Annotated in this window: 20 protein-coding genes and 1 tRNA gene; 13 read left to right on the forward strand and 8 right to left on the reverse strand. The window is 72.7% G+C overall.

Annotated elements, in window-relative coordinates; genetic code table 11:
• Window positions 1–232: 232 nt before the first annotated feature.
• The 9 genes from O3T09_RS09570 (at window position 233) to O3T09_RS09610 (ending at window position 7,576) form a co-directional block, all read left to right on the forward strand.
• Window positions 233–535: an urease subunit gamma gene (locus O3T09_RS09570; RefSeq protein WP_002854142.1), complete on the forward strand. Its 303-nt coding sequence runs from the start codon at window positions 233–235 to the stop codon at window positions 533–535.
• A gap of 20 nt (window positions 536–555) precedes the next feature.
• Window positions 556–990, forward strand: coding sequence for an urease subunit beta (locus O3T09_RS09575; RefSeq protein ID WP_098093639.1), 435 nt, complete (start codon window positions 556–558; stop codon window positions 988–990).
• Between the two features lie 20 nt (window positions 991–1,010).
• Window positions 1,011–2,726 carry an urease subunit alpha gene (gene ureC / locus O3T09_RS09580; RefSeq protein WP_100056464.1) on the forward strand — a complete coding sequence of 572 codons (1,716 nt, stop codon included), beginning with the start codon at window positions 1,011–1,013 and terminating at the stop codon, window positions 2,724–2,726.
• A 13-nt stretch (window positions 2,727–2,739) separates the two neighbouring features.
• Window positions 2,740–3,231 carry an urease accessory protein UreE gene (ureE, locus tag O3T09_RS09585; protein ID WP_100056465.1) on the forward strand — a complete coding sequence of 164 codons (492 nt, stop codon included), beginning with the start codon at window positions 2,740–2,742 and terminating at the stop codon, window positions 3,229–3,231.
• Window position 3,232: 1 nt separating this feature from the next.
• Window positions 3,233–3,949 carry an urease accessory protein UreF gene (locus O3T09_RS09590; RefSeq protein WP_100056466.1) on the forward strand — a complete coding sequence of 239 codons (717 nt, stop codon included), beginning with the start codon at window positions 3,233–3,235 and terminating at the stop codon, window positions 3,947–3,949.
• Between the two features lie 82 nt (window positions 3,950–4,031).
• Entirely contained in the window at window positions 4,032–4,643 is a 612-nt protein-coding gene (gene ureG / locus O3T09_RS09595) for an urease accessory protein UreG (protein WP_002854154.1), read from the forward strand.
• Entirely contained in the window at window positions 4,636–5,490 is an 855-nt protein-coding gene (locus O3T09_RS09600) for an urease accessory protein UreD (protein WP_002854155.1), read from the forward strand. Before ureG ends, O3T09_RS09600 begins: the two co-directional genes overlap by 8 nt.
• Window positions 5,491–5,528: 38 nt before the next feature.
• The gene (locus O3T09_RS09605) at window positions 5,529–6,587 is read left to right on the forward strand and encodes a HoxN/HupN/NixA family nickel/cobalt transporter (RefSeq protein WP_100056467.1); all 1,059 of its coding nucleotides are present in this window, start codon (window positions 5,529–5,531) and stop codon (window positions 6,585–6,587) included.
• Window positions 6,584–7,576, forward strand: coding sequence for an urea transporter (locus tag O3T09_RS09610; protein ID WP_060775568.1), 993 nt, complete (start codon window positions 6,584–6,586; stop codon window positions 7,574–7,576). Before O3T09_RS09605 ends, O3T09_RS09610 begins: the two co-directional genes overlap by 4 nt.
• 26 nt (window positions 7,577–7,602) lie before the next feature.
• On the opposite strand, the gene O3T09_RS09615 is transcribed toward O3T09_RS09610, so the two are convergent.
• Complete coding sequence (locus O3T09_RS09615; protein ID WP_269295514.1) at window positions 7,603–8,793, reverse strand: globin domain-containing protein; 1,191 nt, start codon at window positions 8,791–8,793, stop codon at window positions 7,603–7,605.
• Window positions 8,794–8,887: 94 nt separating this feature from the next.
• On the reverse strand, window positions 8,888–9,346 hold the full coding sequence (locus O3T09_RS09620; protein WP_002858036.1) for an RrF2 family transcriptional regulator: 459 nt from the start codon (window positions 9,344–9,346) through the stop codon (window positions 8,888–8,890).
• A 71-nt stretch (window positions 9,347–9,417) separates the two neighbouring features.
• Between O3T09_RS09620 and O3T09_RS09625 the strand changes: the two genes are divergently transcribed.
• Window positions 9,418–11,613, forward strand: coding sequence for a RecQ family ATP-dependent DNA helicase (locus tag O3T09_RS09625; RefSeq protein WP_269295515.1), 2,196 nt, complete (start codon window positions 9,418–9,420; stop codon window positions 11,611–11,613).
• Between the two features lie 10 nt (window positions 11,614–11,623).
• Here O3T09_RS09625 and O3T09_RS09630 read toward each other — a convergent pair whose 3' ends face one another.
• On the reverse strand, window positions 11,624–13,099 hold the full coding sequence (locus O3T09_RS09630) for a phosphomannomutase/phosphoglucomutase (protein ID WP_063189907.1): 1,476 nt from the start codon (window positions 13,097–13,099) through the stop codon (window positions 11,624–11,626).
• Between the two features lie 141 nt (window positions 13,100–13,240).
• Here O3T09_RS09630 and O3T09_RS09635 point away from each other — a divergent pair, with 141 nt between their 5' ends.
• Entirely contained in the window at window positions 13,241–14,392 is a 1,152-nt protein-coding gene (locus tag O3T09_RS09635; RefSeq protein ID WP_256748653.1) for an MFS transporter, read from the forward strand.
• A gap of 45 nt (window positions 14,393–14,437) precedes the next feature.
• Here the strand turns inward: O3T09_RS09635 and O3T09_RS09640 are convergent, their stop codons facing one another.
• On the reverse strand, window positions 14,438–15,508 hold the full coding sequence (locus O3T09_RS09640) for a hypothetical protein (protein ID WP_240756393.1): 1,071 nt from the start codon (window positions 15,506–15,508) through the stop codon (window positions 14,438–14,440).
• A 195-nt stretch (window positions 15,509–15,703) separates the two neighbouring features.
• Here O3T09_RS09640 and O3T09_RS09645 point away from each other — a divergent pair, with 195 nt between their 5' ends.
• On the forward strand, window positions 15,704–16,555 hold the full coding sequence (locus tag O3T09_RS09645; protein WP_100056526.1) for a hypothetical protein: 852 nt from the start codon (window positions 15,704–15,706) through the stop codon (window positions 16,553–16,555).
• A 77-nt stretch (window positions 16,556–16,632) separates the two neighbouring features.
• Here the strand turns inward: O3T09_RS09645 and O3T09_RS09650 are convergent.
• Window positions 16,633–16,724: transfer RNA gene (locus O3T09_RS09650), tRNA-Ser, on the reverse strand.
• A gap of 196 nt (window positions 16,725–16,920) precedes the next feature.
• Complete coding sequence (locus O3T09_RS09655; protein WP_049146144.1) at window positions 16,921–17,799, reverse strand: PRC and DUF2382 domain-containing protein; 879 nt, start codon at window positions 17,797–17,799, stop codon at window positions 16,921–16,923.
• Window positions 17,800–18,090: 291 nt separating this feature from the next.
• Between O3T09_RS09655 and O3T09_RS09660 the strand changes: the two genes are divergently transcribed.
• On the forward strand, window positions 18,091–20,046 hold the full coding sequence (locus tag O3T09_RS09660; protein WP_095354008.1) for an FAD/NAD(P)-binding protein: 1,956 nt from the start codon (window positions 18,091–18,093) through the stop codon (window positions 20,044–20,046).
• 84 nt (window positions 20,047–20,130) lie between these two features.
• Here O3T09_RS09660 and O3T09_RS09665 read toward each other — a convergent pair whose 3' ends face one another.
• Window positions 20,131–22,875 (reverse strand): ExeM/NucH family extracellular endonuclease, encoded by a 2,745-nt coding sequence (locus O3T09_RS09665; protein ID WP_169577791.1) that lies wholly within the window; start codon window positions 22,873–22,875, stop codon window positions 20,131–20,133.
• A 27-nt stretch (window positions 22,876–22,902) separates the two neighbouring features.
• Entirely contained in the window at window positions 22,903–25,167 is a 2,265-nt protein-coding gene (locus O3T09_RS09670) for a bifunctional metallophosphatase/5'-nucleotidase (RefSeq protein WP_136940050.1), read from the reverse strand.
• Window positions 25,168–25,378: the final 211 nt, after the last annotated feature.

The following is a 25,378-nucleotide window of genomic DNA, read 5'->3' on the forward strand; positions in this document are numbered from 1 at the left end:
GACCACGACGGCCCCCCACCTCCGCGCTGAGGTGGGGGGCCGTCGTCGCGCCCGGGGTGACGCCGGGGTGGGTGAGCCGCCTCCCACTGCCGCCGGATTTCCCGCGCTCTTGCTCTGACGTGGACGTCCTCTCAGAGTCTCGTTCGGTTTCCTCCCAGGAAACGAGGCGTATAAATGTGCCCGTGCGTGGGCCGTTCCGACCCCGCCGGGCACACCTCATGAAGGAGCACACATGCATCTGCAGCCCAAGGACCTCGAGAAGCTCCTGGTGGTGGTGGCCGCCGACCTGGCGCGCCGTCGCCAGCAGCGCGGCCTCAAGCTGAACCATCCGGAGGCGATCGCGATCATCACCTATGAGCTGATGGAGGGCGCGCGCGACGGCCGCAGCGTCGCCGACCTCATGAGCTGGGGCAGCACCATCCTCACCGTCGACGACGTCCAGGAGGGCGTGGCCGACATGATCTCGATGGTCCAGGTCGAGGCGACCTTCCCCGACGGCACCAAGCTCGTCACCGTCCACGACCCCATCCGCTGAACCGGACCCAGGAGGAGACCATGAAGCCCGGAGAGTACGTCCTCGCCGACGCCCCCGTCGTCTGCAACCCCGGCCGTGAGGCTGTCGAGCTGTCCGTCACCAACCGGGGCGACCGCCCCGTGCAGGTCGGCTCGCACTTCCACTTCGCCGAGGCCAACCGCGCCCTCGACTTCGACCGTCAGGCCGCCCTCGGCTGCCGCCTGGACATCCCGGCCGGCACCGCCGTGCGGCTCGAGCCCGGCGACGAGACCACCGTCAAGCTCATCCCCCTCGGCGGCGACCGCGTCGTCTACGGCTTCCGGGACATGGTCGACGGTTCGCTCGACCCCCACGAGGCAGCCGGCCTCCACGCCGCGCCCGCCGCTCCCGCCACCCCGGCCCGTCACGAGTCCGCCGCGGGCGACGCCCCGTCGCCGCTGAAGGAACGCGCCGGCTTCGACAACGAGACCCGCTGAGTCCGCAGAGAGGACACACCATGAGCTTCGAGATCAGCCGAGAGCAGTATGCGAGCCTCTACGGACCCACCACCGGCGACGCGATCCGCCTGGCGGACACCGAGCTGTTCGCCGTCGTCGAGGAGGACCTGACCACGCCCGGCGAGGAGGCCGTCTTCGGCGGCGGCAAGGTCATCCGCGACGGGATGGGCCAGAACAGCCAGCTCGTCCGCGACGTCGGCGTCCCCGACCTGGTGATCACCAACGTCGTGGTCATCGACTGGACCGGCATCTACAAGGCCGACATCGCCGTGCGCGACGCGCACATCGTGGCCATCGGCAAGGCCGGCAACCCACACACCATGGACGGCGTAGACATCGTGATCGGGGTGGCCACCGACGTCATCTCCGGCGAGGGCAAGATCCTCACCGCCGGCGGCATCGATACCCACGTGCACTTCATCAGCCCGGACCAGATCGAGACCGCGCTCTCCTCCGGTCTGACCACCATGATCGGCGGCGGCACCGGTCCCTCCGAGTCGTCGAAGGCCACCACCATCACCCCCGGCGAGTGGAACATCCACACCATGCTCCGCTCGTTCGAGCACTGGCCCATGAACTTCGGCCTGCTCGGCAAGGGCCACGGCTCCTCCATCTCCCCGATGGCCGAGCAGATCCGTGCCGGCGCCATCGGCCTGAAGGTCCACGAGGACTGGGGCGCCACGCCGTCGTCCATCAACACCGCCCTGCAGGTGGCGGACGAGTACGACGTCCAGGTGGCCATCCACACGGACACCCTCAACGAGTCCGGCTTCGTGGAGGACACCCGCGCCGCGATCGACGGCCGCGTGATCCACACGTTCCACACCGAGGGCGCCGGCGGCGGCCACGCCCCGGACATCATCGAGCTGGCGCAGTATCCGAACATCCTGCCCGCCTCCACCAACCCGACCCTGCCGTACACGACGAACACGGTCGAGGAGCATGTGGACATGCTCATGGTGGCGCATCACCTGAACGCGGACCTGCCGGAGGACGTGGCCTTCGCTGACTCCCGCATCCGCCAGGAGACCATCGCGGCCGAGGACGTCCTGCAGGACATGGGCATCTTCTCCATGACCTCCTCCGACTCCCAGGCGATGGGCCGCGTCGGCGAGGTGCTGATCCGCACGTGGCAGGTCGCGGACTCCATGAAGCGTCAGCGCGGCCCGCTGCCCGAGGACGAGGGCACCGCGGGGGACAACCACCGCATCAAGCGCTACGTGTCGAAGTACACCATCAACCCCGCCATCGCCCACGGCATCGCCGATTCGGTCGGCTCCGTGGAGGTCGGCAAGTTCGCCGACCTCGTGCTGTGGGAGCCGCAGTTCTTCGGGGTGAAGCCGGACCTGGTCATCAAGGGCGGGCAGATGGCCTACGGGGTCGTGGGCGACCCCAACGGCTCCATCCCGACGCCACAGCCCCGCTGGTACCGCAGGTCATTCGGCGCGTACGGCCAGGCCGTGCACACCTCTGCCATCACCTTCATGTCCGAGGCGTCCATCCGGGCCGGCGTGCCGCGCGCCCTGGGGCTGCAGAAGACCATCCGCGCCGTGCACGGCATCCGCGACCTCACCAAGGCGGACATGCGCCACAACGGCGAGACGCCCCGCCTCGAGGTGGACCCGGAGACGTACGAGGTCTGCGTGGACGGGGAGCCCGTCACGTGCGAGCCGCAGGACGTCCTGCCCATGGCCCAGCGCTACTTCCTGTTCTGAGAGAGGGGACCGCATGATCGTCACCGAGATCCTCGGCAACGTCCACGACGACGCCGGCGCCACCCTGGTGGGCGACCGCCACCGGGAGCAGGTGCACCTCGAGGGCTCCGCCCTCGTCAAGCGCATCCAGCGGCTGCGCACCGACCACGGCAATGAGTACGGGCTGCGTCTGCCCGCCGGGTCCCCGGACCTGCGGGACGGCGACATCCTGACCGTCGACGACGAGGGCGAGCGCGGCAACGCCGTGATCGTGCGCGTGCTGTCCACGGACGTGCTGGTGATCTCGGCGCGATCGCTGCGCGAGATGGCGTTCGTGGCGCACAGCCTGGGCAACCGGCACCTGCCGGCCCAGTTCTTCGACGCGGACGGGCCCTTCGGCCGGGACGCGATGGTGGTGCAGTACGACCACACCGTCGAGGACTTCCTGCGCGCCCACGACGTGCCCCACGAGCGGCAGGAACGCGTCATGGACGTGCCCTTCCGCCATGCCGAGCACACCCACTGACATGGCCGGGACCACCTCCACGGCGGCGCCGGGCGTCCCGTCCGGCGTCGCCCTCCTGGGGATGCTGCAGCTGACGGACTCCGCGCTGCCCACGGGCGCCTTCAGCCACTCCCTGGGCCTGGAGACCTACATGAGCGACGGCCGGGTCGAGGGCGAGGAGGACTTCGCCGCCTGGCTGGAGATGTTCGTGGAGCAGCAGCTCACGTTCACGGACGCGCTGGCGGTCCGCCTGGTCTACGCGGCGGAGAATTTCGACGCCGTCGCGGACCTGGACGAGCTCGTCACCGCGCAGGCGCTCCCCGCCCAGATCCGCGAGGCGGGGCGCACGATGGGGCGGCGACTGCTGCGCATCGGCGCCCCCGCCTACCCGGGGGACTGGGTCCGCCGCTACCACGAGGGGGTCGAGGCGGGCACGCTCGACGCCCACCAGGCCCTCGTCTGGGGCGTCATCGCCCGGGAGATCGGGGTGCCCGTCGAGGAGGCGGTGGCCGCGCACCTGCACGCCTCCGTCATGTCGCTGACGCAGAACGCCGTCCGCGGCATCCCGCTGGGCCAGGACGCGGGCCAGCGGGTCGTCCGCCGGGCCCAGGAGTGGGTCCTGCGGGCCGTCGAGGTCTCCCGTGACCTCGACCCCGACGACCTCGGGGCCATCGCCCCGGGGCTGGAGATCGCCCAGATGCGGCACGAGCGGCAGCGCGCCCGCATGTTCATGAGCTGAGCGGCCCGCGCACCACACCGGGCCGGCCGTACCCCGCGCGGGGCCGGCCCGGCACCACCGACACACACAGAAGGAGAACACCATGGATCCCGTGATCATCGGCATCGGAGGCCCCGTGGGGGCCGGCAAGACCCAGCTCGTGGAGCGCCTCACCCGCGCGATGAGCGAGGAGATCTCGATGGCCGCCATCACCAACGACATCTACACGATCGAGGACGCCAAGATCCTCTCCCGCACCTCGGTGCTCCCGGAGGAGCGGATCGTGGGCATCGAGACGGGCGGCTGCCCCCACACCGCCATCCGCGAGGACACCTCCATGAACGAGGCGGCCATCGAGCAGCTCAAGGCCCGTTTCCCGGACCTTCAGGTGATCTTCGTGGAGTCCGGCGGCGACAACCTCTCGGCGACCTTCAGCCCGGAGCTCGTCGACTTCTCGATCTACATCATCGACGTCGCCCAGGGTGAGAAGATCCCGCGCAAGGCCGGCCAGGGCATGATCAAGTCGGACCTGTTCATCGTCAACAAGACGGACCTGGCCCCGTACGTGGGCGCCGACCTGTCCGTCATGGAGTCCGACTCGAAGGTGTTCCGCAAGGACCGCCCGTTCGCCTTCACGAACCTCAAGACCGACGAGGGCCTGGACGTCGTCATGGACTGGATCCGCAACGACGTGCTGATGGCAGACCTTGGCTGAGGGCCTCACCGGCGAGCTGCGCCTGCGCGTCGCCGTCCGCGGCGGCCGCTCCGTGGCCGCCCGGCAGTTCCACCAGGGGGCGCTGCGCGTGCTGCGCCCCCATTACCTGGACCGGTCCGGGCAGGTCTCCTACACCGTGATCAACCCCGGCGGCGCCTACTTCGGCGCCGACCGGTACGGGATCGAGGTCGACGTCGAGGAGGATGCCTCCCTGCTGCTGACCACGCAGTCCGCCACGAAGGTCTACCGCACCCCGCAGGGCCCCGCCCGGCAGGACATGACCCTGCGGCTGGGACCCGGTGCCGTCCTCGAGTACGTGCCCGACCAGCTGATCGTGTACCGGGGCGGGTCCTATCTGCAGGACACCCGCGTGGTGATGGACCCCTCCGCCTCTGTGCTGCTGGCCGAGGTGATCACCCCCGGGTGGTCGCCCACCGCCGAGCCGTTCCGCTACGACCGGCTCGGCATGCGCACGGAGGTGACCGTCGATCCCGGCGGGGACCCCCGCCGGCTCGTCGTGGACCAGCTCCGGCTCCACCCCGCGGAGGGCCAGGGCCTGACCGGGATGGGCATGCTCGAGGGCCACTCCCACACCGGGCAGCTGCTGGTCGCTGACCGTCGGCTGGACGCGGACCTCGTCGCCGAGCTCACGGAGGTCGTCGACGCCTCGGACACGGTCTCCGGCATCACCCGGGCGGGCACGGGCCGCGCCCACGGGGTGGACTGCGTGAGCGTGCGCTCCCTCGCCGCCTCCACCGGCCGCATCACCGCCCTGCACCACGCGCTCGCGGACCTGCTCCGTGCCCGCTGGCGGGACCAGTCCCCGCTCGCCCTGCGCAAGTACTGACCCACCCCATCCGTGCCCGCCGAGGAGGAGGACCCCCTATGAGCCATGCCGTCCCGACCGCCGTGACGCCCCACAGGACAGCCGCCCCGGAGCGACCGCTCCGGGTGCGGGTGGCGGCCGTCTACGCAGTGGTGGTGGCGCTCCACGTCCTCGCCGCGGCGCTGCTGCTGGGCGGGTACGGCGGAGCGTCGCCCTCGCCCGTGCTCCTGGCCGCGCTCGTCACCGCCTACGGGGCGGGGCTCAAGCACAGCTACGACTGGGACCACATCTCCGCGATCGACAACTCGACGCGCAAGTTCGTCTCCGAGGGCGGCAGCCCGGCCGGCGTGGGCCTGGCGTTCAGCCTGGGCCACTCCCTCGTGGTGACTCTCGCGGCGGTCTTGGCCGTCGCCGGGGCGGGGCTCATGCAGGGGGCCTTCGCCGATGGGTCGCCGGCGAACCGGGTGCTCGGACTGATCGGCACCGGCGTGTCCGGTGGCTACCTGCTGCTGCTCGGCGTGTACAACGGCGTCTCGGCGCTGCGGCTGCGCCGGGCGTCCGCAGTACGGCGTCCGGGCCCGGCGGAGGAGCCCACGGGTCTGGTCACGCGCCTCCTGCGGGCCCCGCTGCGCCGTGTGCGCTCCCCGCGGGACATCTTCGTCATCGGGTTCCTCTTCGGCCTGGGCTTCGACACGGCCACGACCATCGGCCTGCTGCTGCTGGCCGTGTCCGTCTCCGCCGCCGGCATCCCCCTGGTGACCCTGCTGGCGCTGCCGGTGGCGTTCACCGCCGCCATGACGCTCTGCGACACCACCAACGGGCTGGGCATGATGCGGCTCTACTCGAGCGCTCTGCAGCAGTCCGAGCGCCGGCGCCGCTTCAACCTCGTCGTCACCTCCGTGTCCGCGGTCTCGGCCCTGTTCATCGCGGTGCTCACCCTCGGCGCGTTCGTCCATGAGCTGCTGGGCTTGACGGACCCGGTGACCACCTGGCTGGCGGAGGTGGACCTCGGCCACGCGGGACTGGCGCTCGTCGGCGTCTTCGTTCTCATCTGGCTGTGCGCCGCCCTGCTCGAGCACCGGCGCGGCCGGGTCTGTCCCGTGGGGGATGGGGCATGACGACGTCGACCACGGCTCCGTCCCGATCCCCCCGTGCGCCGCGTCCCCTCGGGACGGCCCTCCGCACGGTGCTGCGCGGGGTGTCCCAGATCTTCTTTCTGGAGAACTCCCTGAGCGGCGCGCTGATCCTGGGTGCCCTGGCGCTGATGCACCCCTGGGCGGCGGTGACGACGGCCCTGGGCTCCGCCGTGCAGGCGCTGTGCTCGGCCGTCCGGCACCCCGACGAGACCGAGGACGACCTGCGGGCCCGGGCGGTCGTGCTCGGCGACGAGGCGCGGCACGGGATCATGGGCTACAACGGCGCGCTCGTGGGGGCCGCCGCGGCGCTCGTCTTCGCGCCCACCCCCCTCACAGCCGTGCTGGCCACGGTGGTCGGCGCCGCAGCCTGCGTCCCCGTGCACGTGCTCGTGGCCCGGCTCTTCGCGACCCGGCCCCTGCGCTCCGCGGGACTCCCGGTGTCCACCGCCCCGTTCTGCCTGACCGCGGGCATGCTGACCCTCCTCACGGCCGCCCTCGCCGGGCCCTCCGCCCCGCTGACCTCATCCGGGTCCCCGTGGCCCGGTCTCGGCCTGGGACTGCTCAACAGCTTCGCGGAGGTGGTCCTGGCGGACGGCGCCCTCCCGGGCGCGCTGATCCTGGCGGCCCTCTTCGTGGGGTCCTGGCGGGTGGGGCTCTACGGGCTGTTCGGCGCGGTGGCCTCCTTCGCCGCGGCCCGTCTCATCGTGGGGCACGAGCTCACGGACGTGTCCACGGGCCTGTGGGGGTACAGCTCCGTGCTCGTCGCCATCGCGCTCGGCGCGGTGGTCCAGGGGCTCGGCGGCTGGCGACGGCGGGTGCCGCTCGTCGTCGTCGGCGTGGCGCTGAGCCTGGCCTTCCAGCACGTGCTGGTGGAGACCGCGATCCCGGTGTTCACCTGGCCTTTCCTGCTGGGCATGTGGGCCACGCTGCTGCTGGTCGCCGGGGCGCGGCGGGCGGCCGGCCGGGGCTGAGACCCGACGTCCGGAGGAGGGCCGGATCAGGCGGCGAGCCAGAGGTCCGGGCCGAAGATCTCGTAGCGGATGGACGTCGCGGGCACGCCGGCGTCGATCAGCTTCGAGCGGGTGGACTGCATGAACGCGAGCGGGCCGCACAGGATGTAGTGCCCGTCGCGGGGCAGTTCGACGTCGTCGAAGTGCATCACACCCTCGACGGTCGTGACGCCCTCGGGGTCCTGCTCCGGCCGCACCCCGAGGAAGAGGCGGGCGTCGCCGTGCGGCAACGCCGCCAGGGACTCCGTCACCTGTTCGCGCAGGGCCACCGCCTCCCAGGACGCGTCGCCGTGGAAGAAGAGGACCTGGCGGTCCGAGCCCTGCTGGGCGAGCGCGTCCAGGATCGCGGCGGCCGGGGTGATGCCGATGCCGGCGGTCGCCAGGACCAGGGGAGCGGTGGAGTCCTCGTCCTCGAGGGTGATGTCGCCGTAGGGGTTGGACAGCTCGATGACGTCGCCGACCTCCACGTTCTGGATGAGCATGGGCGAGACCTCGCCGCCCTCGTCCAGCTTCACGGTGATGACACGTTCGGTGGTGGACTCGGCCTTCTCGGAGAGGGAGTACTGGCGGCACTGGCGCAGGCCGTCCTCGACCTTCAGGCGCACGGACACGTAGCCACCGGCCCTGCCGCGGGACTGCGGGGTGTCGTCGGTCGGCTCGAAGCGGAAGGTGACGGCCGCGTTGCCGGTGGGCTCCTTCGCGACGACCCTCCAGTCCGTCCACATCCTGTCGTTGGCCTGCTGGGAGTAGAGGCCCTTCTCGATCTTGATGAGGGCGTCGGCCATGAGCCAGTAGACCTCGGTCCAGGCGTCGGCCACCGCGGGCGTGACGGCGTCGCCGAGCACCTCGCCGATGGCCCAGAAGAGGTTCTCGTAGACGATCGGGTACTGCTCCTCGACGATGCCGAGGGCGGTGTGCTTGTGGGCGATGCGGGACAGGACGGCCTCGGGCAGGGTGCCCGGGTTCTCGAGCAGGTGCACCGCGAACTTCACGATCGAGCCGGCGAGGGCCTGGGCCTGCTCGCCGTTGCGCTGGTTGGCGCGGGAGAAGACGCCGTCGAGGAGCTCGGGGTGGGCCTCGAACATGTGGGCGTAGAACAGGGGCGTGATCTCCGGCATGTGCTCGGCGACGACGGCGGCGGTGGCCTCGATGACGGGGCGGGACTTCTCGGACAGCACGGGGGTCTCCGTCTCCTCGGTGGGGAATCTTGCGCTGGTTTTGCCAGATTACACCCGGCCATCGCCGTCGGGAACTCGCCCCCGGCTCGTTCCCTCAGTGCGCCACGGGGATCTCCGGCAGGCCCAGCAGCACGGGCCCGCCGACAGGCCCGGCGCTCACCAGATCCCGGATCCGCACGGTGTCGAGCTCGGCGAGGAAGGCCTCGCGTGCGCGGTGCAGGGCGCCGCGCAGGCGGCAGTCGCCGGCGTAGGGGCACGCCACCCCGGAGTCGCGCCCGGCGCAGTCGATCACCTCGTCGCGGCTGCTCAGCGAGCGCACGAGCTCGCCCACACGCTGGTCCAGACCGGCCGCGGCGATCATGGCCCCGCCGTGCCGACCGCGCAGCACCTCGATGGTCCCGCGGCGACGCAGCTCGGCGACCGCCTTGATCACGTGGTTGTAGGGCACCTGGATCCGGTCCGCGATCTGCTGGCTGGTGAGCCGTTCCCCCTCGGCGGCCGCGAGCGTCATGAGCACACGCAGGCAGACGTCGGTGTAGGCGCTCAGCTTCATCCCGCCATCATCCCACCGGTGCACGGCGCCGCCGCGCCTGCGGTGTCCGGGCCGATTGGCATACTGACGCCATGGACGCCACCTCGCACCCCGACGCCGGCCCCCGCCTCCCCGAGACCTCCGCGCCGGGGGGCGACGCCGCGCTGCACGAGGAGGCCCTGGCCGTCCTGCGTCGGCTCGTGGACCGGCCGGACGCGCGATTCAAGGACGGGCAGTTCGAGGCGATCGAGACGCTCGTGGCCCACCGCCGCCGCGCCCTGGTGGTGCAGCGCACCGGCTGGGGCAAGTCCGCCGTGTACTTCGTGGCCTCCCTCCTTCTGCGCGCCCGCGGCGCGGGGCCCACGCTGATCGTCTCCCCACTGCTCGCGCTCATGCGGGACCAGGTCGCGGCCGCCGCCCGGGCGGGCGTGCGCGCGGCGTCCGTGAGCTCGGCGAACGCCACGGAGTGGGACGAGGTCCGGGCCCGGCTCGCGGCGGACGAGGTGGACGTGCTGCTGATCTCGCCCGAGCGCCTCACGAACCCCCGGTTCCGGGACGAGCAGCTGCCGGACCTCGTGGCGCGCATGGGTCTGCTCGTGGTGGACGAGGCCCACTGCATCTCCGACTGGGGCCACGACTTCCGGCCGGACTACCGCCGCATCCGGGACCTGATCGGGCTGCTTCCCGCCGAGGGGCCGCGCGCGGTGCCCGTGCTGGCCACCACCGCCACGGCCAACGCCCGTGTGGTGGCGGATGTGGTGGAGCAGCTCGGCGTCGCCTCCGAGCGGGATGTGTTCGTGCTCCGCGGCCCCCTGGCCCGCGCCTCGCTGCGCCTGGGTGTGCTGCGCCTGCCCAGCCCGGCCGCGCGCCTGGCCTGGCTCATCGACCACCTCGGGGACCTGCCGGGCTCCGGGATCGTCTACGCCCTCACCGTCTCCGCCGCCGAGGACACGGCGCGCGCCCTGCGCGAGGCGGGGCACGAGGTGGTCGCCTACACGGGCCGCACAGACCCGGAGCGTCGCGCCGAGATCGAGGAGGACCTCAAGGCCAACCGGGTGAAGGCCGTCGTGGCCACCTCGGCGCTCGGCATGGGCTTCGACAAGCCGGATCTGACGTTCGTGGTGCACCTCGGTGCGCCGGGCTCGCCCGTGGCGTACTACCAGCAGGTCGGCCGCGCCGGCCGTGGGACGGACCACGCGGACGTGCTCCTGCTGCCCGGGCCCGAGGACCGTCGCATCTGGGAGTACTTCGCCACCGCCTCCATGCCGGACGAGGAGCAGGCGCGCGCCGTGCTGGGGGCGCTCGCGGACCACGGCGGGGCCCTCTCCGTGGCGGCGCTCGAGCCGTCCGTGCGGATCAAGCGCACCTCCCTGGAGCTGCTGCTCAAGGTCCTCGCCGTGGACGGGGCGGTCGAGCGGGTGGGCGGCGGCTGGCGCGCCACCGGGCGGGAGTGGACGTACGACGCCGAGCGGTACGCCCGCGTGGCCGAGGCCCGCCGGGCCGAGGAGCGGCTCATGCTCGACTACCAGACCACGGACCGGTGCCGCATGGAGTTCCTGGCCCGCACCCTGGACGACCCCACCGCGGCGCCGTGCGGCCGCTGCGACGTCTGCGCCGGCCCCTGGTACCCGACGGGATCGGACGGGGCGGCGCGTGAGCGCGCGGAGGCCGCCCTGCGCCGCACCGGTGTGCCGATCGAGCCCCGTCGCATGTGGCCCTCGGGCATGGACCGGCTGGGCGTGCCCGTCAAGGGGCGCATCGCGTCCGAGTCGCAGGCCGAGGAGGGCCGCGCGCTCGCCCGCCTGACGGACCTCGGGTGGGGCACCGTCCTGCGGGACCTGCTGGACCGGGAGGACGCGCCGGTGCCGGAGGAGGTCCTGCGGGGCGCCGTCGACGTCCTGGCCGGCTGGGGGTGGCGGACGCGGCCGATCGCCGTCGTCGCGATGCCCTCGCGCACCCGCCCGCAGCTGGTGGGGTCGTTCGCCGAGGGGATCGCCCGGATCGGCCGGCTGCCGTTCCTCGGCTCGCTTGAGCACGCGCGCGGCGGCCCCACGGCCGGGCCGGGCGGCAACAGCGCCTACCGGCTCGGGTCCGTGTACGGCCGGTTCGCCGTCCCCGAGGCGATGGCGCAGATGTTGCGCACCGCCCCGGACGCCGGCCGCCACGGCCCCGTGCTGCTGGTCGACGACCTCGTCGACTCGCGGTGGTCGCTCGCCGAGGCTGCGCGGGTGCTGCGCGAGGCCGGCGCCCAGGGGGTGCTGCCGCTCGTCCTGGCCCAGGCCGGATGAGCCGCCGAGGTCAGCGCTCCGCGCGGACGATCGCCAGCACGGCGTCGCGGAGCGCCTCCATGGTGGCGGCCGTGCGGGCCTCGCCGTTGTAGCGCAGGAACGGCTCCGTGTTGGACGGGCGGAGGTTGAACCACCACGTGCCGTCCTGGGCGGCGACCGTGGTGCCGTCCATGCGGGTCACCGTGGTGGCCACCCCGGCGAAGTCCTCGTGCACGGCCTGGCCCTCGCCGACGCCCTCGCCCACGGCGGGGGCGAACTGCGCCACCACCGCGGCCACGGCGGCGTCCTTGTCCGCGACCTGCGAGTTGATCTCTCCGGAGGCCACGTACGGCTCGTACTCCTCGGCCAGCTCGGACAGCGGCTGCTCCTGGCCGCCCAGGGCCGCCAGCACGTGCATGGCCGCGAGCATGCCGGTGTCCGCGTTGAAGAAGTCGCGGAAGTAGTAGTGCGCGGAGTGTTCGCCGCCGAAGACGGCGGACTCGGCGGCCATGACCGCCTTGATGAAGGAGTGGCCCACGCGGGTCTCCACGGCCCGGCCCCCGTCGGCCGCCACGAGCTCGGGGACGGCGCGGGAGGTGATCAGGTTGTGGATGACCACGGGGGTCTGCTCGCCGTCGGCCTTCGCGCGGGCGATCTCGCGGCGGGCCACCAGGGCGGTGACCGCGGAGGGGGAGACCGGGGCGCCCTGCTCGTCGATCACGAAGCAGCGGTCGGCGTCGCCGTCGAAGGCCAGGCCGATGTCCGCGCCGTGCTCCACGACGGCGGCCTGCAGGTCCCGCAGGTTCTCCGGTTCCAGCGGGTTGGCCGGGTGGTTCGGGAAGGTGCCGTCCAGCTCGAAGTAGAGCGGCTCGATCTCCAGCGGCAGGGCGGCCAGCTCGGCGTCGCCGAGGACGGCCGGGGTGGTCTTGCCCGCCATGCCGTTGCCCGCGTCCACCACGACCTTCAGGCGGCGCACCCCCGTCAGGTCCACGAGCGAGCGCAGGTATGCGGCGTAGCCGGGGAGGATGTCCTCCTCCGTCACGGTGCCGGCGGTCTCGGCGGCGGGGATCTCACCGGCGTCGAGGTAGGCCTGGGCCGCGTCGCGGATCTCGAACAGCCCGGTGTCCGAGGAGACCGGCACGGCGCCGGCCTGGGCCATCTTCATGCCGTTGTACTCGGCCGGGTTGTGCGAGGCGGTGAACACCACGCCCGCGGCCTGCTTCACGCCCGCCGCGTAGTAGAGCATGTCCGTGGAGATCAGCCCCAGGGTGACGACGTCGGCGCCGCGGCGCGTGGCACCCTCGGCGAAGGCCGTCATGAACGCGGGCGAGGAGGGGCGCATGTCCCCGCCGACCAGCACGGTGTGACCGGCCAGGCCCAGCACGTCCACGAAGGCCGCGCCCACCGCGCGGACGCTCTCCGCCGTGATGGACTCGCCCACGATGCCGCGGACGTCGTACGCCTTGAAGGAGTCGTGCAGGTCGAGGGAGGGGGTCGAGGTAGTCACCCGACCGATCGTAGTGGACAGCCTGGATACAGTGAGGGCGTGCCCCCGACCACTCCGCCCCCGAGCGCGGGGCCCCCGGCCGTCCCGCCGTCGGGACCCGCGCCGGCCGCTCCCGGGGAGCCCGCGTACCGCAGGCTGCTGATCGGGCTGTTCCTGGCGGGGGTGGCCACGTTCGCCCAGCTCTACTCCCCGCAGGGCCTGCTGCCGCTGGTCAGCGACGACCTGGGCGTCCCCGCGGACCGTGCCGCCCTGCTCGTCTCCGCCAGCACACTCGGCCTCGCCCTGTCGGTGGTGCCGTGGTCCGTGGCCGGGGACCGGTGGGGCCGCCGACGCGCCATGGTGGTCTCGATGGTCTCCGCCAGTGCGTGCGCGCTCACGGGCGTCCTCGCACCCACGTTCGAGGCCATGCTGGGCCTGCGCCTGCTCGAGGGCATGGCGCACGGGGGCGTCGCGGGACTCGCCGTGGCGCTGCTGGCGGAGGAGGTGGTCCCGCACGCGGTCGCGGCTGCCGCCGGCACCTACATCGCCGGCACCACCCTCGGCGGGCTCTCCGGCCGGCTCCTCGCCCTGCCCGTCGCGGAGGCGTCCTCGTGGCGCGGCGGGATGCTGGCCGTCACCGTGGTCGGGGTGCTGTGCACCGTTGGGTTCCTGGCGATCACGCCGCGCGCCCGACGTTTCACGCCGTCGCCCACCTCCCCGGCGACGCTCGTGCGCATCGTGCGCGGCCACCTGCGCTCGCCGGAGCTCGTCGCCGTCTACCTGCAGGGGGCGCTGCTGATGGGTGGGTTCGTGGCGCTGTACAACTTCGTGGGGTACCGCCTGCTCGACCCGCCGTTCTCCTGGACGCCGACGGCGGCCGGCCTCGTCTTCCTCGCCTATCTCGCGGGCACGTGGTCGTCGCCGCGCGCGGGTCGGCTGGCCGCGCGGGTGGGCCGGCTGCCCGTCCTGGCCGGTGCGACGGCGGCCATGGCGGCAGGCGTCGCCCTCACGTCGGTCCCGCATCCGGCGGTGCTGGTGCCCGCCCTCGTGCTCGTGACGGGCGCGTTCTTCGCCGCCCACGCCGTGGCCTCCGCGTGGTCTGGGACGGCCGCCCCCACGGGCCGCGCCCAGTCGACCTCCCTGTACAACTTCGCGTACTACGCCGGCTCGAGTCTCTTCGGCTGGCTGGGCGGCGTGTTCCACGAGTCCCACGGGTGGCCGGGGACGGTGCTGATGGTCCTGGCCCTGGTGCTGACCGCCCTGGCGAGCGCCGTCGTCGTGCTGCGCGGGCGCGGGACGGCCCCGGCGCGCTGAGCCGGGGCCGTCGTGGGGGCGGGTGTCAGCGGGCCGACCCGCGGGTCACCAGCCGAGGGCCTCGGCATCCGTGCCGGTGGCGGACCGGGCCTGGTCGCGCCAGGCGGCGAGGACCTCCGGGTCCTGCAGCTCGAGCCACGCGATCATCTGCTGGTAGGTCACGCAGTAGGTGTCCTCCTCGACGCAGACCTCGCGCATGACCTTCTCCACAGCCGGGTTGAACGCGTTGAGACCCCAGTCGTTGAAGTGGTTGCCGAAGACCAGCGGGGCGCGGTTGCCCGCGAACGCCGAGTCGTACATGTAGCGGTAGGTGCGGTACTGGAAGTCGGTGAGTCGGGCGACGTCCTCCGGGATGTCCTTGCCGCCGTTGCCGGAGATCCAGAAGTTGTAGTCCATCGCCATCACGAACGGGCTGGCCGCGTCCTTCTCGGCGAGCACGGGGGACCAGGTCATCGGCATCTCGAACTCCCAGATCCCGTCCTCCTGGTAGGGCCAGGCGACGCCGGAGGCGGCCGCGGCACGCGACGTGTCGTACTCGAGTCCGTTGTCCTTCCACATCGGGACGAGCTGGTCCCACTCCCCGTCGAGGCAGGGCAGACGTCCGCCCTTGACGTCGTCGGGGGTGACCTCCAGCGCCGGCAGGGAGCTGCCCGGGTTGTAGGTGCCGGGGTCGGAGAGGATGTCCGTGAACGAGCCGTACTCCTGCTTCCATTCGGCCGTGGACCAGTGGTCTGCGCCGTACCTCGTGGGCGCGCACAGGTGGCCCGCGTAGTGGGTGCCGATCTCGTGGCCGGCGGCGTGGGCCGTGTTGATGTTCTCGATGCGCTGCGCCACCTCGGCCTCGTCGCCGCCGAACTCCGTGCCCACGTAGCCGGGCTCGTTGCCGGGCGCCGTGTAGTTCTCCCGATTGGCGGTCTCGATGAGGTTGATCGCGGACTGGAACACCGTGAACTTCGCGTCGGAGTCCGCGGCCGCGTCCAGGAAGGTCTTCCAGCGCGCGTCCTGACGGCCGCCGTCGAAGGAGAAGAGGACGAACTGCGGCGGGCGTTCCTCCGCCGTGAAGGCCCGCATCGGCACGCCCTCATGGGAGCGGGCGGACGGGCGGGGGAAGGACATGCGGTCTCCTGGCTCGGTCGAGTGGCGGGCGGAGTGTCTCCTCCATGGCCGCCGTGTCCAGACACGGAGGACTCCGCATTCCACCGTAGGCGAGGCCCTCGGTGGCTCTGGGGCCCTGGCAGAACTGTGACCAGGTTGTGATGTGGCGCCGCGGCCGTCGGCATGGCCCTCGCGGGCCACACCTAGACTGGAGGCATGGAATATCTCGTCCCTGTCCTCGCGGTGGTCGTCATCGGCGCCCTCGCGTTCGCCGCCGCCCGGTGGATGTCGGCCGGTCGAGCGCGTCAGGCGGCGGATCAGCGCACGCCGTCCGGTCGCGGGCTGGACATCGGACCGGAGCGGGCGCGTCTGGCGGCGGGGCTGCTGGACGAGGACGCCCATCGGCGCGTGTACGGGCACATCGCCCAGAGCCGCGTGATGGAGGCCGTGCGCGACTACCGCGCCCACACGGGACGCGGCCTGAAGGACGCCGTCATGGACGTGCAGTCCCTCGCCGTGCATCCGCAGGTCTACTCCGAGCCGGTGCAGGAACCGGACGCCACGTCCGCCGGAGTCGCGGGGCCCGTTCCCGACGACCATGGAGAGCCCCACCGGGACGACGCGGTCCCGGCCGAGACCCCCGGGCCGAAGCGGCCCGGACAGGATTTGAGCGGGCGGAGGGAGCCGGACGCCCAGACGACCGAACGCGAGACCTCTGACGCTGTGGCCGAGGACGACGCCCAGCAGGACACCGACCACGCCTCAGCTGCGCCGCGTCCGACGGCGACGCCCGCCGATGAGCTGACCACCCTGACCGTCCCGGCCGAGTGGACCGCCGCCCCCGCCGAGGAGGAGCTCCCCTTCGAGGTCGAGGTGATGCGGGGGACGGACTCCGTCCGCCTCTCCTCGCAGGACCTGCCGCCGTGGCTGCGCGACCAGCTCTCCGCCATGGTGCGGGACGGCAACCTCGAGTCCGCCGCCGTCCAGCTGTCCAGCCACTCGGAGCTCTCCGTCCCGGAGGCGTACGAGCTGCTGCGCCGCATGCGCGAGCGCCGCGGGGAGGGCTAGTCACCAGCCGGTCGGTATGTCAGGTCCCCGCGTACAGACGCGAAGAGGGCCGGAATCGCGTGGATTCCGGCCCTCTCTGGCGGAGACGGGGGGATTTGAACCCCCGGCCCAACTTTCGTCGAGCCCTTCATTAGCAGTGAAGTCCATTCGGCCGCTCTGGCACGTCTCCTCCATCCGGCGCGCCTCGCACGGGGCGACGCGCGGTCAGACCGGTTCAGTTTAGCGCGCCAGGCCAGGGCAGGGCAAAGGAGCGGCGTGCTCACGGACGGATCACCATCGCGCACGAGCGGGGCCCCGGATCCATGGATCCGGGGCCCCGCGTGATCTGTCAGCCGTCCGGCCTGAGGCCGACGCGTCCGTTCAGATCAGATGCGATCCTTGCGGTCGTTGCGGCCGTCGAGGTCGCGATCGGTGGCGTCGCCGTCGACCTTGACGTCCTCGTGGCGGACCTCCTCGGTCACCGTCTCGGTGTCCTGCACCTGGCGCTTGCCCAGGGAGACCTTCTCGGCGTCCACGGTCTTGTTGACGACCGGGGTCTCCTCGTAGGTGGTGACCTCGACGTCGCCGTCGCGGCCGGCGGTGCGGGCCTCGGCGGAGTTCGGGTCGACGGACTCGCGCTCCACCACGACCTCCTCGCGGGTGACGGGCACCTCGACGGTCTCGGTGGTGGTGTAGGCCTGCTTGCGCAGACGGACGCGGCCGGAGGCGCGGCGCTCGGTGCCGACGTTCAGGTGCTCGTCCTTGACGACGACGGAGTCGGCGTCGGTCACGTCGCGGCGGTCACGGTCGGTCACGTCGCGGCGGTCGCCGTCCACGACGGCCTCGTCGCGGCGGTCGGCCACGCCGGCCACACCCGCGGTGCCGGCCACGCCGGCGGCGCCGGCGTCGGTGCGCACGTCGTCACGACGCACGTCGCCGTCGTGATCCGCGGCGGAGTACTCCATGGAGTAGTACTCGTAGATGCGCTGCTCCTCCTCGGGGGTCAGCGAGCCGTCCGCGTCCACGTTCGGGGCGTCCTTCACGAAGGACTTCTCGAAGGGCACCGTGATGCCGTCGGCGGTGGTCTGGGCCTGCTGCAGCGGCACGAAGGTCTCGCGGGCGCCGAACAGGCCGGTCTTCACCGTGACGAAGGTGGGCTCGTTGGTGACGTCGTCGAGGTAGACCTGACCGACGGAGCCGATCTTGTCGCCGTCGGTGGCGAAGACGGTGGAGTTCTGCAGCTGGTCGAGAGCGTTGCGGTCCATGAGGAATTCTCCTTCTGAATTGGTGTTTTGTTGCCTTACGCTCATTCACAATTCCCCATGGGCCCGAGTGGCGTCAACCATCGGCCCCCCAGATTCCCAATTCCCAGACTTCTCCCAGAATCTCGGTGTGATCCGCATGATTCCGCGGATTCTTCGTCCGGGCCTGCTGTGGATCCTGGGGGATCGGTGGGAGTGTGGCGCATGCGGTCCGCGACCCTTGACGGCCACCGATATTGTGTGGAATACGCGCGCCGCAGGCGTGAAAACGATCCCGAGGAGAGTGGAGGCCCCATGTCCGAGCCCCTGGTGGCCGAGCGCCGCCTCGCAGTGGTGGGAGCCGGCCCCCGCGGCGTCATGCTGCTGGAGCGGATCCTCGCCCGACTCGAGGGCGCGGCCCCGGACGCACACCCCCGGCGGCTGCGCATCGACGTCGTGGACCCCTATCCGCCCGGGCCAGGGCGGGTGTGGCGCACGGACCAGTCCGAGCTGTACCTCATGAACACCCCCGCGTTCTTCCCGACCGCGTGCGCCGCCGACAACCCCGGTCTGCGCCCCTCCACCGCCGCGCAGACCTTCGACCAGTGGCGTCGCGTGCACCCGGAGGCCAGCCTCGGCGTGCGCCGCCACCAGTACCCGGCCCGAGCGGTCTACGGGCGCTACCTCCGGCACCTGTACAAGGACGTCGTCGCGGGGCTGCGCGCCCGCCCCGAGGTCGTCGAGGTCGTCGAGCACCGCGCGGAGGCCACCGCCCTGCACCCCCGGCCCGACGGCGGCGCCCGCCTGGAGCTGCGGGACGCCGACGGTGCGGTCTCCGCGCTCGACGCGGACGCCGTCGTGCTCTGTCTGGGCCATCAGCCTGCGGAGCTCAGCCCCGGCCAGAACCGGATGGCCGCCGCCGCGCGGGGCAGGGACGAGCTGCACTACCAGGGCCCGCAGATCCCCTCGGACGTGGACTGGGAGACCGTGGAGGCCGGGGCGGACGTCCTCGTGCGGGGCATGGGCCTGAACGCGTTCGACCTGCTGGCCCAGCTCACCCAGGGCCGGGGCGGGGTGTACCGCCGCACCGGCGACGGACCCGGCCGGGCCCTGCGGTACGAGCCGTCGGGGGACGAGCCGCGCCTGCACCTGATGTCCCGCCGCGGCATCCCGTACCTGCCCAAGGCTGAGGTGGACGCCTTCGTGCCCCGCGGCGTCACCCTCAGCTACCTCTCCGACGCCGCCGTGGACGCCCTCGCCGCCCGGCACGGGGCCCTGGACCTCGCCGAGCACCTCTGGCCGCTGCTGCACCGCGACGTGGTCCGGCACTACTACGCCACGCTCGTCCGGGCCCAGCCCGAGATCCTCGGCGGCCCCGTCGAGGCGCGCCGATTCCTCGGGGAGCTCGTCGGCCAGCTCGAGGAGGCCGGCCGCGGCGCCCCCGTGACCTCCGCGCACGCCGAGGAGCTCCTCCAGCGGTACGCCCCCGGCCGGCGCTTCCTCGACATCCTGGCCTATGGGTCCCCGTTCGAGGACGCCGTGTTCGCCTCCCATGAGGACTATCAGCGGGCCGTCGCGGAGCTCATGGAGCAGACCTGCGTCGAGGCCGCCCTCGGGGAGGAGTCCCCGTTCATGATGGCCGTCGGCGCGCTTCATGCCGGCCGACTGCGGATCAAGGCGTGGGTCGCCGAGGGCCGGATCACCGAGGCCTCCCGCATCCGGGACGTCCAGGGCTGGTTCGAGCCGCTGGTCGAGGGCCTCGCCTCCGGCCCGCCCCTGTGGCGCGTGGAGCAGATGCTCGCGGTGCACCGGGCCGGCCTGCTCACCTGGGCCGGCCCCGCGCCCGTGGTCGAGGCCGAGGAACACGCATTCACCGCCCACAGCCCCCAGGTGGGAGCGCAGGACTCGCTGGGGCCCGCCGTCGTCGAGGGGGCCTGGCTGGTGGAGGCGATGATGCCGCCCAACCGCGTGCAGGCCGCCGCCTCCCCGCTGGTCCGTCAGATGCTGGCGGACGGCGTCGCCGCGGCCGGGACGTGGGAGGACGAGGAGGGTGTGCGCGTGCCCGCCACCGGCTTCGACGTCACGGCCCGCCCGTACCGGCTGCGGGCCGCGGACGGCACGGTCCACGCGGACGTGTTCGTGCTGGGCCTGCAGCTCTCGGGCGTGCAGTGGGGCACCGCGATCGCGGCCGAGGCCGGGGCCGATCCGGCCGGACGTGCCCTCTTCCTCGCCGACGCCGACGCCGCCGCGACGGCCGTGCTCGCCGGCTGAGCCCCCACGACGACGGCGGGGCCGTCCGGGTTGCTCCCGGACGGCCCCGCCGTCGTCATGCCGGGTGCGGCGCCCCGCGTCCCGTCAGGGACGGACCGGCCCGCGGCCCTTGCCGGGGTGCTCCGGGCCGTGGCCCTTGCCCGGGTGGTCGCCGCCGTGACCCGGGGTCGCGCCGACGCAGCGCAGCCACTCGCGCACGGAGTTCGCGGGCTTGCCCGGCACGCCGCGCGGATCGGTCACGCCGTCGCAGGTCTCGCCCGGGGAGGGCTCCGGCTCCGGGGTCGGCTCGGTCACGGGCGCGTCGAGCTGGAGGCCCACCAGGATCGGGTTGTGGTCCGAGGACCGCCACTGGTCCGCGGAGTACAGGTCCTCGACCACGTAGTTGTGGCGCGAGTACTCCAGTGCCACGGATTCGTTCGCGTTGATCATCCAGATGTCCTGGCCGGTGATCGCCGTCGCCGCCGACGGCGAGGCGTAGATCCCGTCCAGGCTGCCGACGGCGCCGCCGAACGCGTACGAGTACTCGCCCGTGAGCGCGCCCTGCGAGAGGTACCCGGCCGCCTCGAGCACGCGGATCGGGTCCTCCTTCTCGTAGGCGTTGAAGTCGCCCATCAGCAGGACGCGGTCGGTGCCGGTCTCGGCCTTCATGCGCTCGGCGAAGGCCACGAGGGCCTCGGCCTGGCCCACGCGGTCCGCGTTGTACGCGCCCTGGCCGTCGCCCGCGTCCACGTTGTCCCCGGTCGCACCCGAGCCGCCCTTGGACTTGAAGTGGTTGGTGATCGCCACGAAGTCGGTGCCGGCCGCCCCCTCGGACGTGCCGTCGGCGGCGCGGAACAGCTGGGCCATCGGCTCGCGGGCGTTGTCGAAGTTCGTCTGGTCGTCCAGGATCACCGACTCGCCCACCGGGGTGACCTCGGCCGGCTGGTAGATGAACGCGGAGCGGATGACGTCCTCGTCCGCGAGCGCGGGACGCGCGGTCGGGGAGGCCACGTAGGCCCAGCGCTGCTCGCCGGCCTGCGCGTTGAGGGCCTCCACGAGGTGGGCCAGCGCGTGGTCCCGGTCGAGGCCGAACTTCTCGGAGTTCTCGATCTCCTCGAGCGCGACCACCGAGGTGCCGAGGCCGTTGATCGCGGCCGCGATCTTCTCCTGCTGGCGGGCGAACGCCTCGGAGGTGTAGGCGCCGCGCGGCAGGCAGCCGTTCGTGGTGACGGGGTTGCCGGCGCGGTCGCGGTAGGCGCTGCAGCCGGCCACGTCCTGACCCAGGGTCGTGAAGTAGTTGAGCACGTTGAAGCTGCCGACGGTGACGTTGCCGCCGACCGCCTCGGGGGCGGCCTCGGCCGGGCGGGTGTCCTCGATCGTCACGGGCTGGACGGCGGCCGCCGTGGCATCGGTGAGGTGGCCCAGCGGCTGGAAGGACCACGCGTCGAAGCGCCAGTCGAGGATGACTCCGGTGGTGAACTCCAGGCCCGCGCCCACGCGCACCGGCTGGTCCGCGTCCAGGTACGGCAGCGGATTCTGGTTGCCCGGCGAGCGCATGAAGTTCGTGGTGGCCCCGTCGTCGAGCACGATCAGCTGCTGCGCGTTGGCGGCCGCGACGGCCTGGGCCTCGGCGCCGGGCCGAGCCACCGACGTCGGGTTGTCCAGCGGCGTGGTGCCGGGGACGATGCCGAGGGAGCCGTACTGGTTGAGGGAGTAGTTGTCCGTGACCGTCCAGTCGCCCTGCGGGGCGAGGACCATGCCCTCGAGCGCCTCACGGTCGGCCTCCTCCAGCGGGAACTCCACCGGCGTGGGGGCCACGGCGCCGGGCTCGGCGACCGGCAGCACGCCGCCGGCGGCGACCTTGATCTGCGTGAGGCCGTAGTGCTCGGCCGCTTCGCCCGTGACCTGGACGTGGTCGCCGAGCGTCACGGAGCCGACCGTGTCCGGCGAGTACACGAACACGCCGTCGGAGGCGCCCGGGGTGGCGTCGGGGGTGTCGCCGCCGGTGCCGGCGGTCTGGATGTAGTAGCCGTCGTAGCCGCCCGTGGAGTACACGGCGGTGACGACGCCGGTGGTGGTCACCTGGCGCCCGGCGTACGGGGTGGCCGTGCCGGTGCCCTGGAGCTGGGCGATGGTGATCCGCTCGGCCGGGGTCGGCTGCGGCTCGGGCTCCGGGGTCGGCTCGCCGCCGGTGGCGGCGGCGTTGGTCGGGGTGACCTGGTCGGTGACGGTGAAGTCGGCGCTGTTGTCGTCCGTGTCCACGCCGTTCGTGCGGGTGAGGGACTTCGGGTCCGAGTTGGCCGAGGGGGCGCCGGCAGCCGCTGTTTCGAAGGTGTTCGTGGCTCCGTAGCCGAGCACGTCCGCGACGCCCGGCACCTGGCCGGTCACCACGGAGCCGACCGGCAGGTCCGTCACGGTGCCCGCCTGGCGCGCGAGCACGATCGTGCCCTTGGTGCCCGCGGGGTTGAACGCCCCGCCGGCCACGAGGTCTGCCTGCGGCAGGGCCGCGCCCGCGGTGCCGTTGGAGCCGCCAGAGACCAGGAAGTGGCCCTTCGCGGGCACCGTGCCGGACAGCGCGACCGTGCCCTGGGTCGCGGCCGTGCCGGCGGCGGAGCGGTACTGCAGGGACCAGCCGTCGAGGTTGATCGGCTGGTCGGTGGGGTTGTAGAGCTCCACGAACTTGTGGGTGTACACGGCGTTCGCGGAGCCGCCGTTGGTGTATGCCTCGTTGATGACGAGGGAGTCGCCGGCCGGGCTGGCCTGGGAGGGCAGGGCCACGGCGGGGGCGAGCAGGGCCAGGGCGGCGGTGGTCACCGCGGTGCGCGCGGCGAAGCGGGGCAGGGGGGTCATGTCGTCCTCGGTCTCGTTCTCGATGGGTCAGCGCGGCAGGCCCGCGGCGGTCAGCCAGGCATGGGCGGAGAAGACGGGGTGCGTGGCGGCGCCGCGCTGCACGCCGCGGCCCTTGCCCGGGTGGTCCTCGCCCTTCACGCGGCCCTTGCCCGGGTGGTCGGCGCCCTTGTCATGGCCCTTGCCATGACCCTTGCCCGGGTGGGTCGGGGCGGGCTGCTCCGGCTCGGTGGGGGACGGGGCCGCGGTGACCTCGAGGGCATGGCGCACCACGGTCGTGCTGCCGTCGGCGTAGCGCACGGTCATCACGAGCTCGCCCGTGCCCGCCGCGGCGGGGGCGGTGATCCCGGAGAGCGTGACGGTCTCGGAGCCCGCGGGGACGGCCACGGTGCCCAGGGCGGTCTCGGTGCCGTCGGCCGTGCGGAAGGCGACGTCGACCGCGGTCGCCGCGGGGGCGCCGTCGGAGTCCACCACGAGGTCCCCGAGGGTCAGGCCGACGGCCTGCCCGGCCTCGACCGAGGCGGGGGCGTCGGTGACCGGCACGCCGTTCTTGCCGAAGTCCGGGGCGACGGCGCCGTGGGCCGCGTCCTGGGCGCGGGCGTAGTCCGTGATCGCCTGGGAGTCCAACAGGCCCATGTTCACGAAGTTCTGGCGGCCGGTCGCGAAGGCGGTGTAGCCGTCGGGGGCCTTGGTCGGGTCCCCGAGCGTCGTCCAGGTGTCGTCGGCCAGGAACGACTGGCTGGCCACCGTGTACATGCGGTCCGCCTGGAGCGGCTCGCCGTCGATCCACACGCCGGTCACCTTGTCCCCCTGCGGGCGGGACTCGTCGTAGGTCCAGGTCAGCTCCTCGGACCAGCCGAGGGTGAACTTGCGCACGTCGTTCCGCCAGTTCTCCTCGAGGGCCAGCTTGATGGAGGAGCCCGGGATGTCGAAGTAGGTGATGGTGTTGCCGAACGGCGCCATGTCGAGCAGCTCGCCCAGGGTGAGGCGACCGACGAGGTCGGCCGGCTTGGCCGGGAACGCGCCGCCGTCGGTGAAGCGGTCCGTCAGCAGCTCGGAGCGCAGGCCGCCGGGGTTGGTCACGCCGAGGTCCACCTCGGGGTTCGCCTGCTCGGCGGCGTGCTTGACGGCGTCGCCCACCCAGGTGCCCAGGGTGGTCTCGGCGGCGCGCGTGCCGCCGGCCTTCCAGGAGCCGCCGGCGTCGATGAGCGTCTGGTAGTCGGTGGTGATGGAGGCGGACAGGTCGGCCACGACCTCGCCCTGCAGGTCCTCGAAGACCGCGACGGCCTCCTGCTCGATCGCGTACACCTGGGCGGTGACGGGGGATTCCGCGGCGGCCTCGGCGGGGGCCTGCGTGGACCGGGCCAGCAGGCGCGGGGTGAGCCCGGTGACCTCGCCGTCGGCGCCCACGGTCAGCTCGACGGCGGCCAGGTGGCTGCCGGAGGCACCCGCCTGGATCACGGGGCGGTGGGCGCCGCCGGCCGCGGCGTCGTACTGGTAGAGCTGGTGGGTGTGGGCGTTGAAGATGAGGTCCACGGCGGAGGAGGTCTCGCCGACGATGCGGTCGAACTCGGCCCGGGCCGCCCGCTCGGCGGCCAGCTCGCCCGCGCCGGCGGCGCCGTCGTGGTACGAGGCCACGATCACGTCGGCGGCGTCCTGGGCCTCCAGCTCGTCCGCGACCGCGTTCACGGCGGCGACCTCGTCGAGGACCTCGTTGCCCTTCAGTCCCGCGCCGGTGGTGGTCGCGTACAGCTCGTTGGGGGAGGCGCCGATGACCGCGACGCGCACGCCGTTGACGTCGAAGACGGCGTGCGAGGTGAGGACGGGCTCCTTGCTCGTCGGGTCCACCAGGTTGGCGGAGAGCACCGGGAACTGGGCCCGGGACTCCACGCGGCCCTGCAGGTCGTCCAGGCCCTTGTCGAACTCGTGGTTGCCGGCGGTCAGCGAGGCCAGGCCGAGCGCGTTCATCACGTCGATCGTCGGGTTGTCCTGCTGCACGTTGGACACGGACTTCGAGCCGCCGATCAGGTCGCCGGCGCTGGTCAGCAGCGTGGAGCCGGCGCCGTGCTCGGCCTCGAACGCGGTGCGGTAGTCCTCCACGGTGTCCGCGAACTGCGTGCCGATGTAGTCCGCGGACAGCGCGCCGTGGAAGTCGTTGAAGGACAGGATCGAGATGGTGGTCTCGTCCGCGGCGGCCGTCTCCACGGCCAGGGCGGGCGCCGCGCTCGCGGGCGCGAGGACGAGGACGGTGCAGGCGGCCGTGGTGACGGCACGGCGGCGGAACAGGCTGGGCATGGCTCTCCCCGGGATGCGTGATGACAGAGGTGCGCCGCCGGTGGACGGCGGGGTGACGCGCGGAGTCCATCACATCCAGGTGGCCCCCAGGTGAACGAGAGGCGGGGGGCCGCATCGACGCGAGCGTCGGGGCGTGCTTCCCGCGCGCCGAGGCCGCCGCGGCGTTCGACTGGGTCGACGCCGCCACCCGCACGGGCAAGGTCGTGCTCTG

The sequence above is a fragment of the Micrococcus sp. H39-S4 genome (assembly GCF_027158145.1).
GTDB classification, from domain to species: domain Bacteria; phylum Actinomycetota; class Actinomycetes; order Actinomycetales; family Micrococcaceae; genus Micrococcus; species Micrococcus luteus.

Bases quoted from the DNA above. Each gene is read 5' to 3' on its own strand.
- O3T09_RS09570 (WP_002854142.1), top strand. From the start codon at position 233: ATGCATCTGCAGCCCAAGGACCTCGAGAAGCTCCTGGTGGTGGTGGCC.
- O3T09_RS09575 (WP_098093639.1), top strand. From the start codon at position 556: ATGAAGCCCGGAGAGTACGTCCTCGCCGACGCCCCCGTCGTCTGCAAC.
- ureC (WP_100056464.1), top strand. From the start codon at position 1,011: ATGAGCTTCGAGATCAGCCGAGAGCAGTATGCGAGCCTCTACGGACCC.
- ureE (WP_100056465.1), top strand. From the start codon at position 2,740: ATGATCGTCACCGAGATCCTCGGCAACGTCCACGACGACGCCGGCGCC.
- O3T09_RS09590 (WP_100056466.1), top strand. From the start codon at position 3,233: ATGGCCGGGACCACCTCCACGGCGGCGCCGGGCGTCCCGTCCGGCGTC.
- ureG (WP_002854154.1), top strand. From the start codon at position 4,032: ATGGATCCCGTGATCATCGGCATCGGAGGCCCCGTGGGGGCCGGCAAG.
- O3T09_RS09605 (WP_100056467.1), top strand. From the start codon at position 5,529: ATGAGCCATGCCGTCCCGACCGCCGTGACGCCCCACAGGACAGCCGCC.
- O3T09_RS09610 (WP_060775568.1), top strand. From the start codon at position 6,584: ATGACGACGTCGACCACGGCTCCGTCCCGATCCCCCCGTGCGCCGCGT.
- O3T09_RS09620 (WP_002858036.1), bottom strand. From the start codon at position 9,346: ATGAAGCTGAGCGCCTACACCGACGTCTGCCTGCGTGTGCTCATGACG.
- O3T09_RS09625 (WP_269295515.1), top strand. From the start codon at position 9,418: ATGGACGCCACCTCGCACCCCGACGCCGGCCCCCGCCTCCCCGAGACC.
- O3T09_RS09640 (WP_240756393.1), bottom strand. From the start codon at position 15,508: ATGTCCTTCCCCCGCCCGTCCGCCCGCTCCCATGAGGGCGTGCCGATG.
- O3T09_RS09645 (WP_100056526.1), top strand. From the start codon at position 15,704: ATGGAATATCTCGTCCCTGTCCTCGCGGTGGTCGTCATCGGCGCCCTC.
- O3T09_RS09655 (WP_049146144.1), bottom strand. From the start codon at position 17,799: ATGGACCGCAACGCTCTCGACCAGCTGCAGAACTCCACCGTCTTCGCC.
- O3T09_RS09660 (WP_095354008.1), top strand. From the start codon at position 18,091: ATGTCCGAGCCCCTGGTGGCCGAGCGCCGCCTCGCAGTGGTGGGAGCC.
- O3T09_RS09665 (WP_169577791.1), bottom strand. From the start codon at position 22,875: ATGACCCCCCTGCCCCGCTTCGCCGCGCGCACCGCGGTGACCACCGCC.
- O3T09_RS09670 (WP_136940050.1), bottom strand. From the start codon at position 25,167: ATGCCCAGCCTGTTCCGCCGCCGTGCCGTCACCACGGCCGCCTGCACC.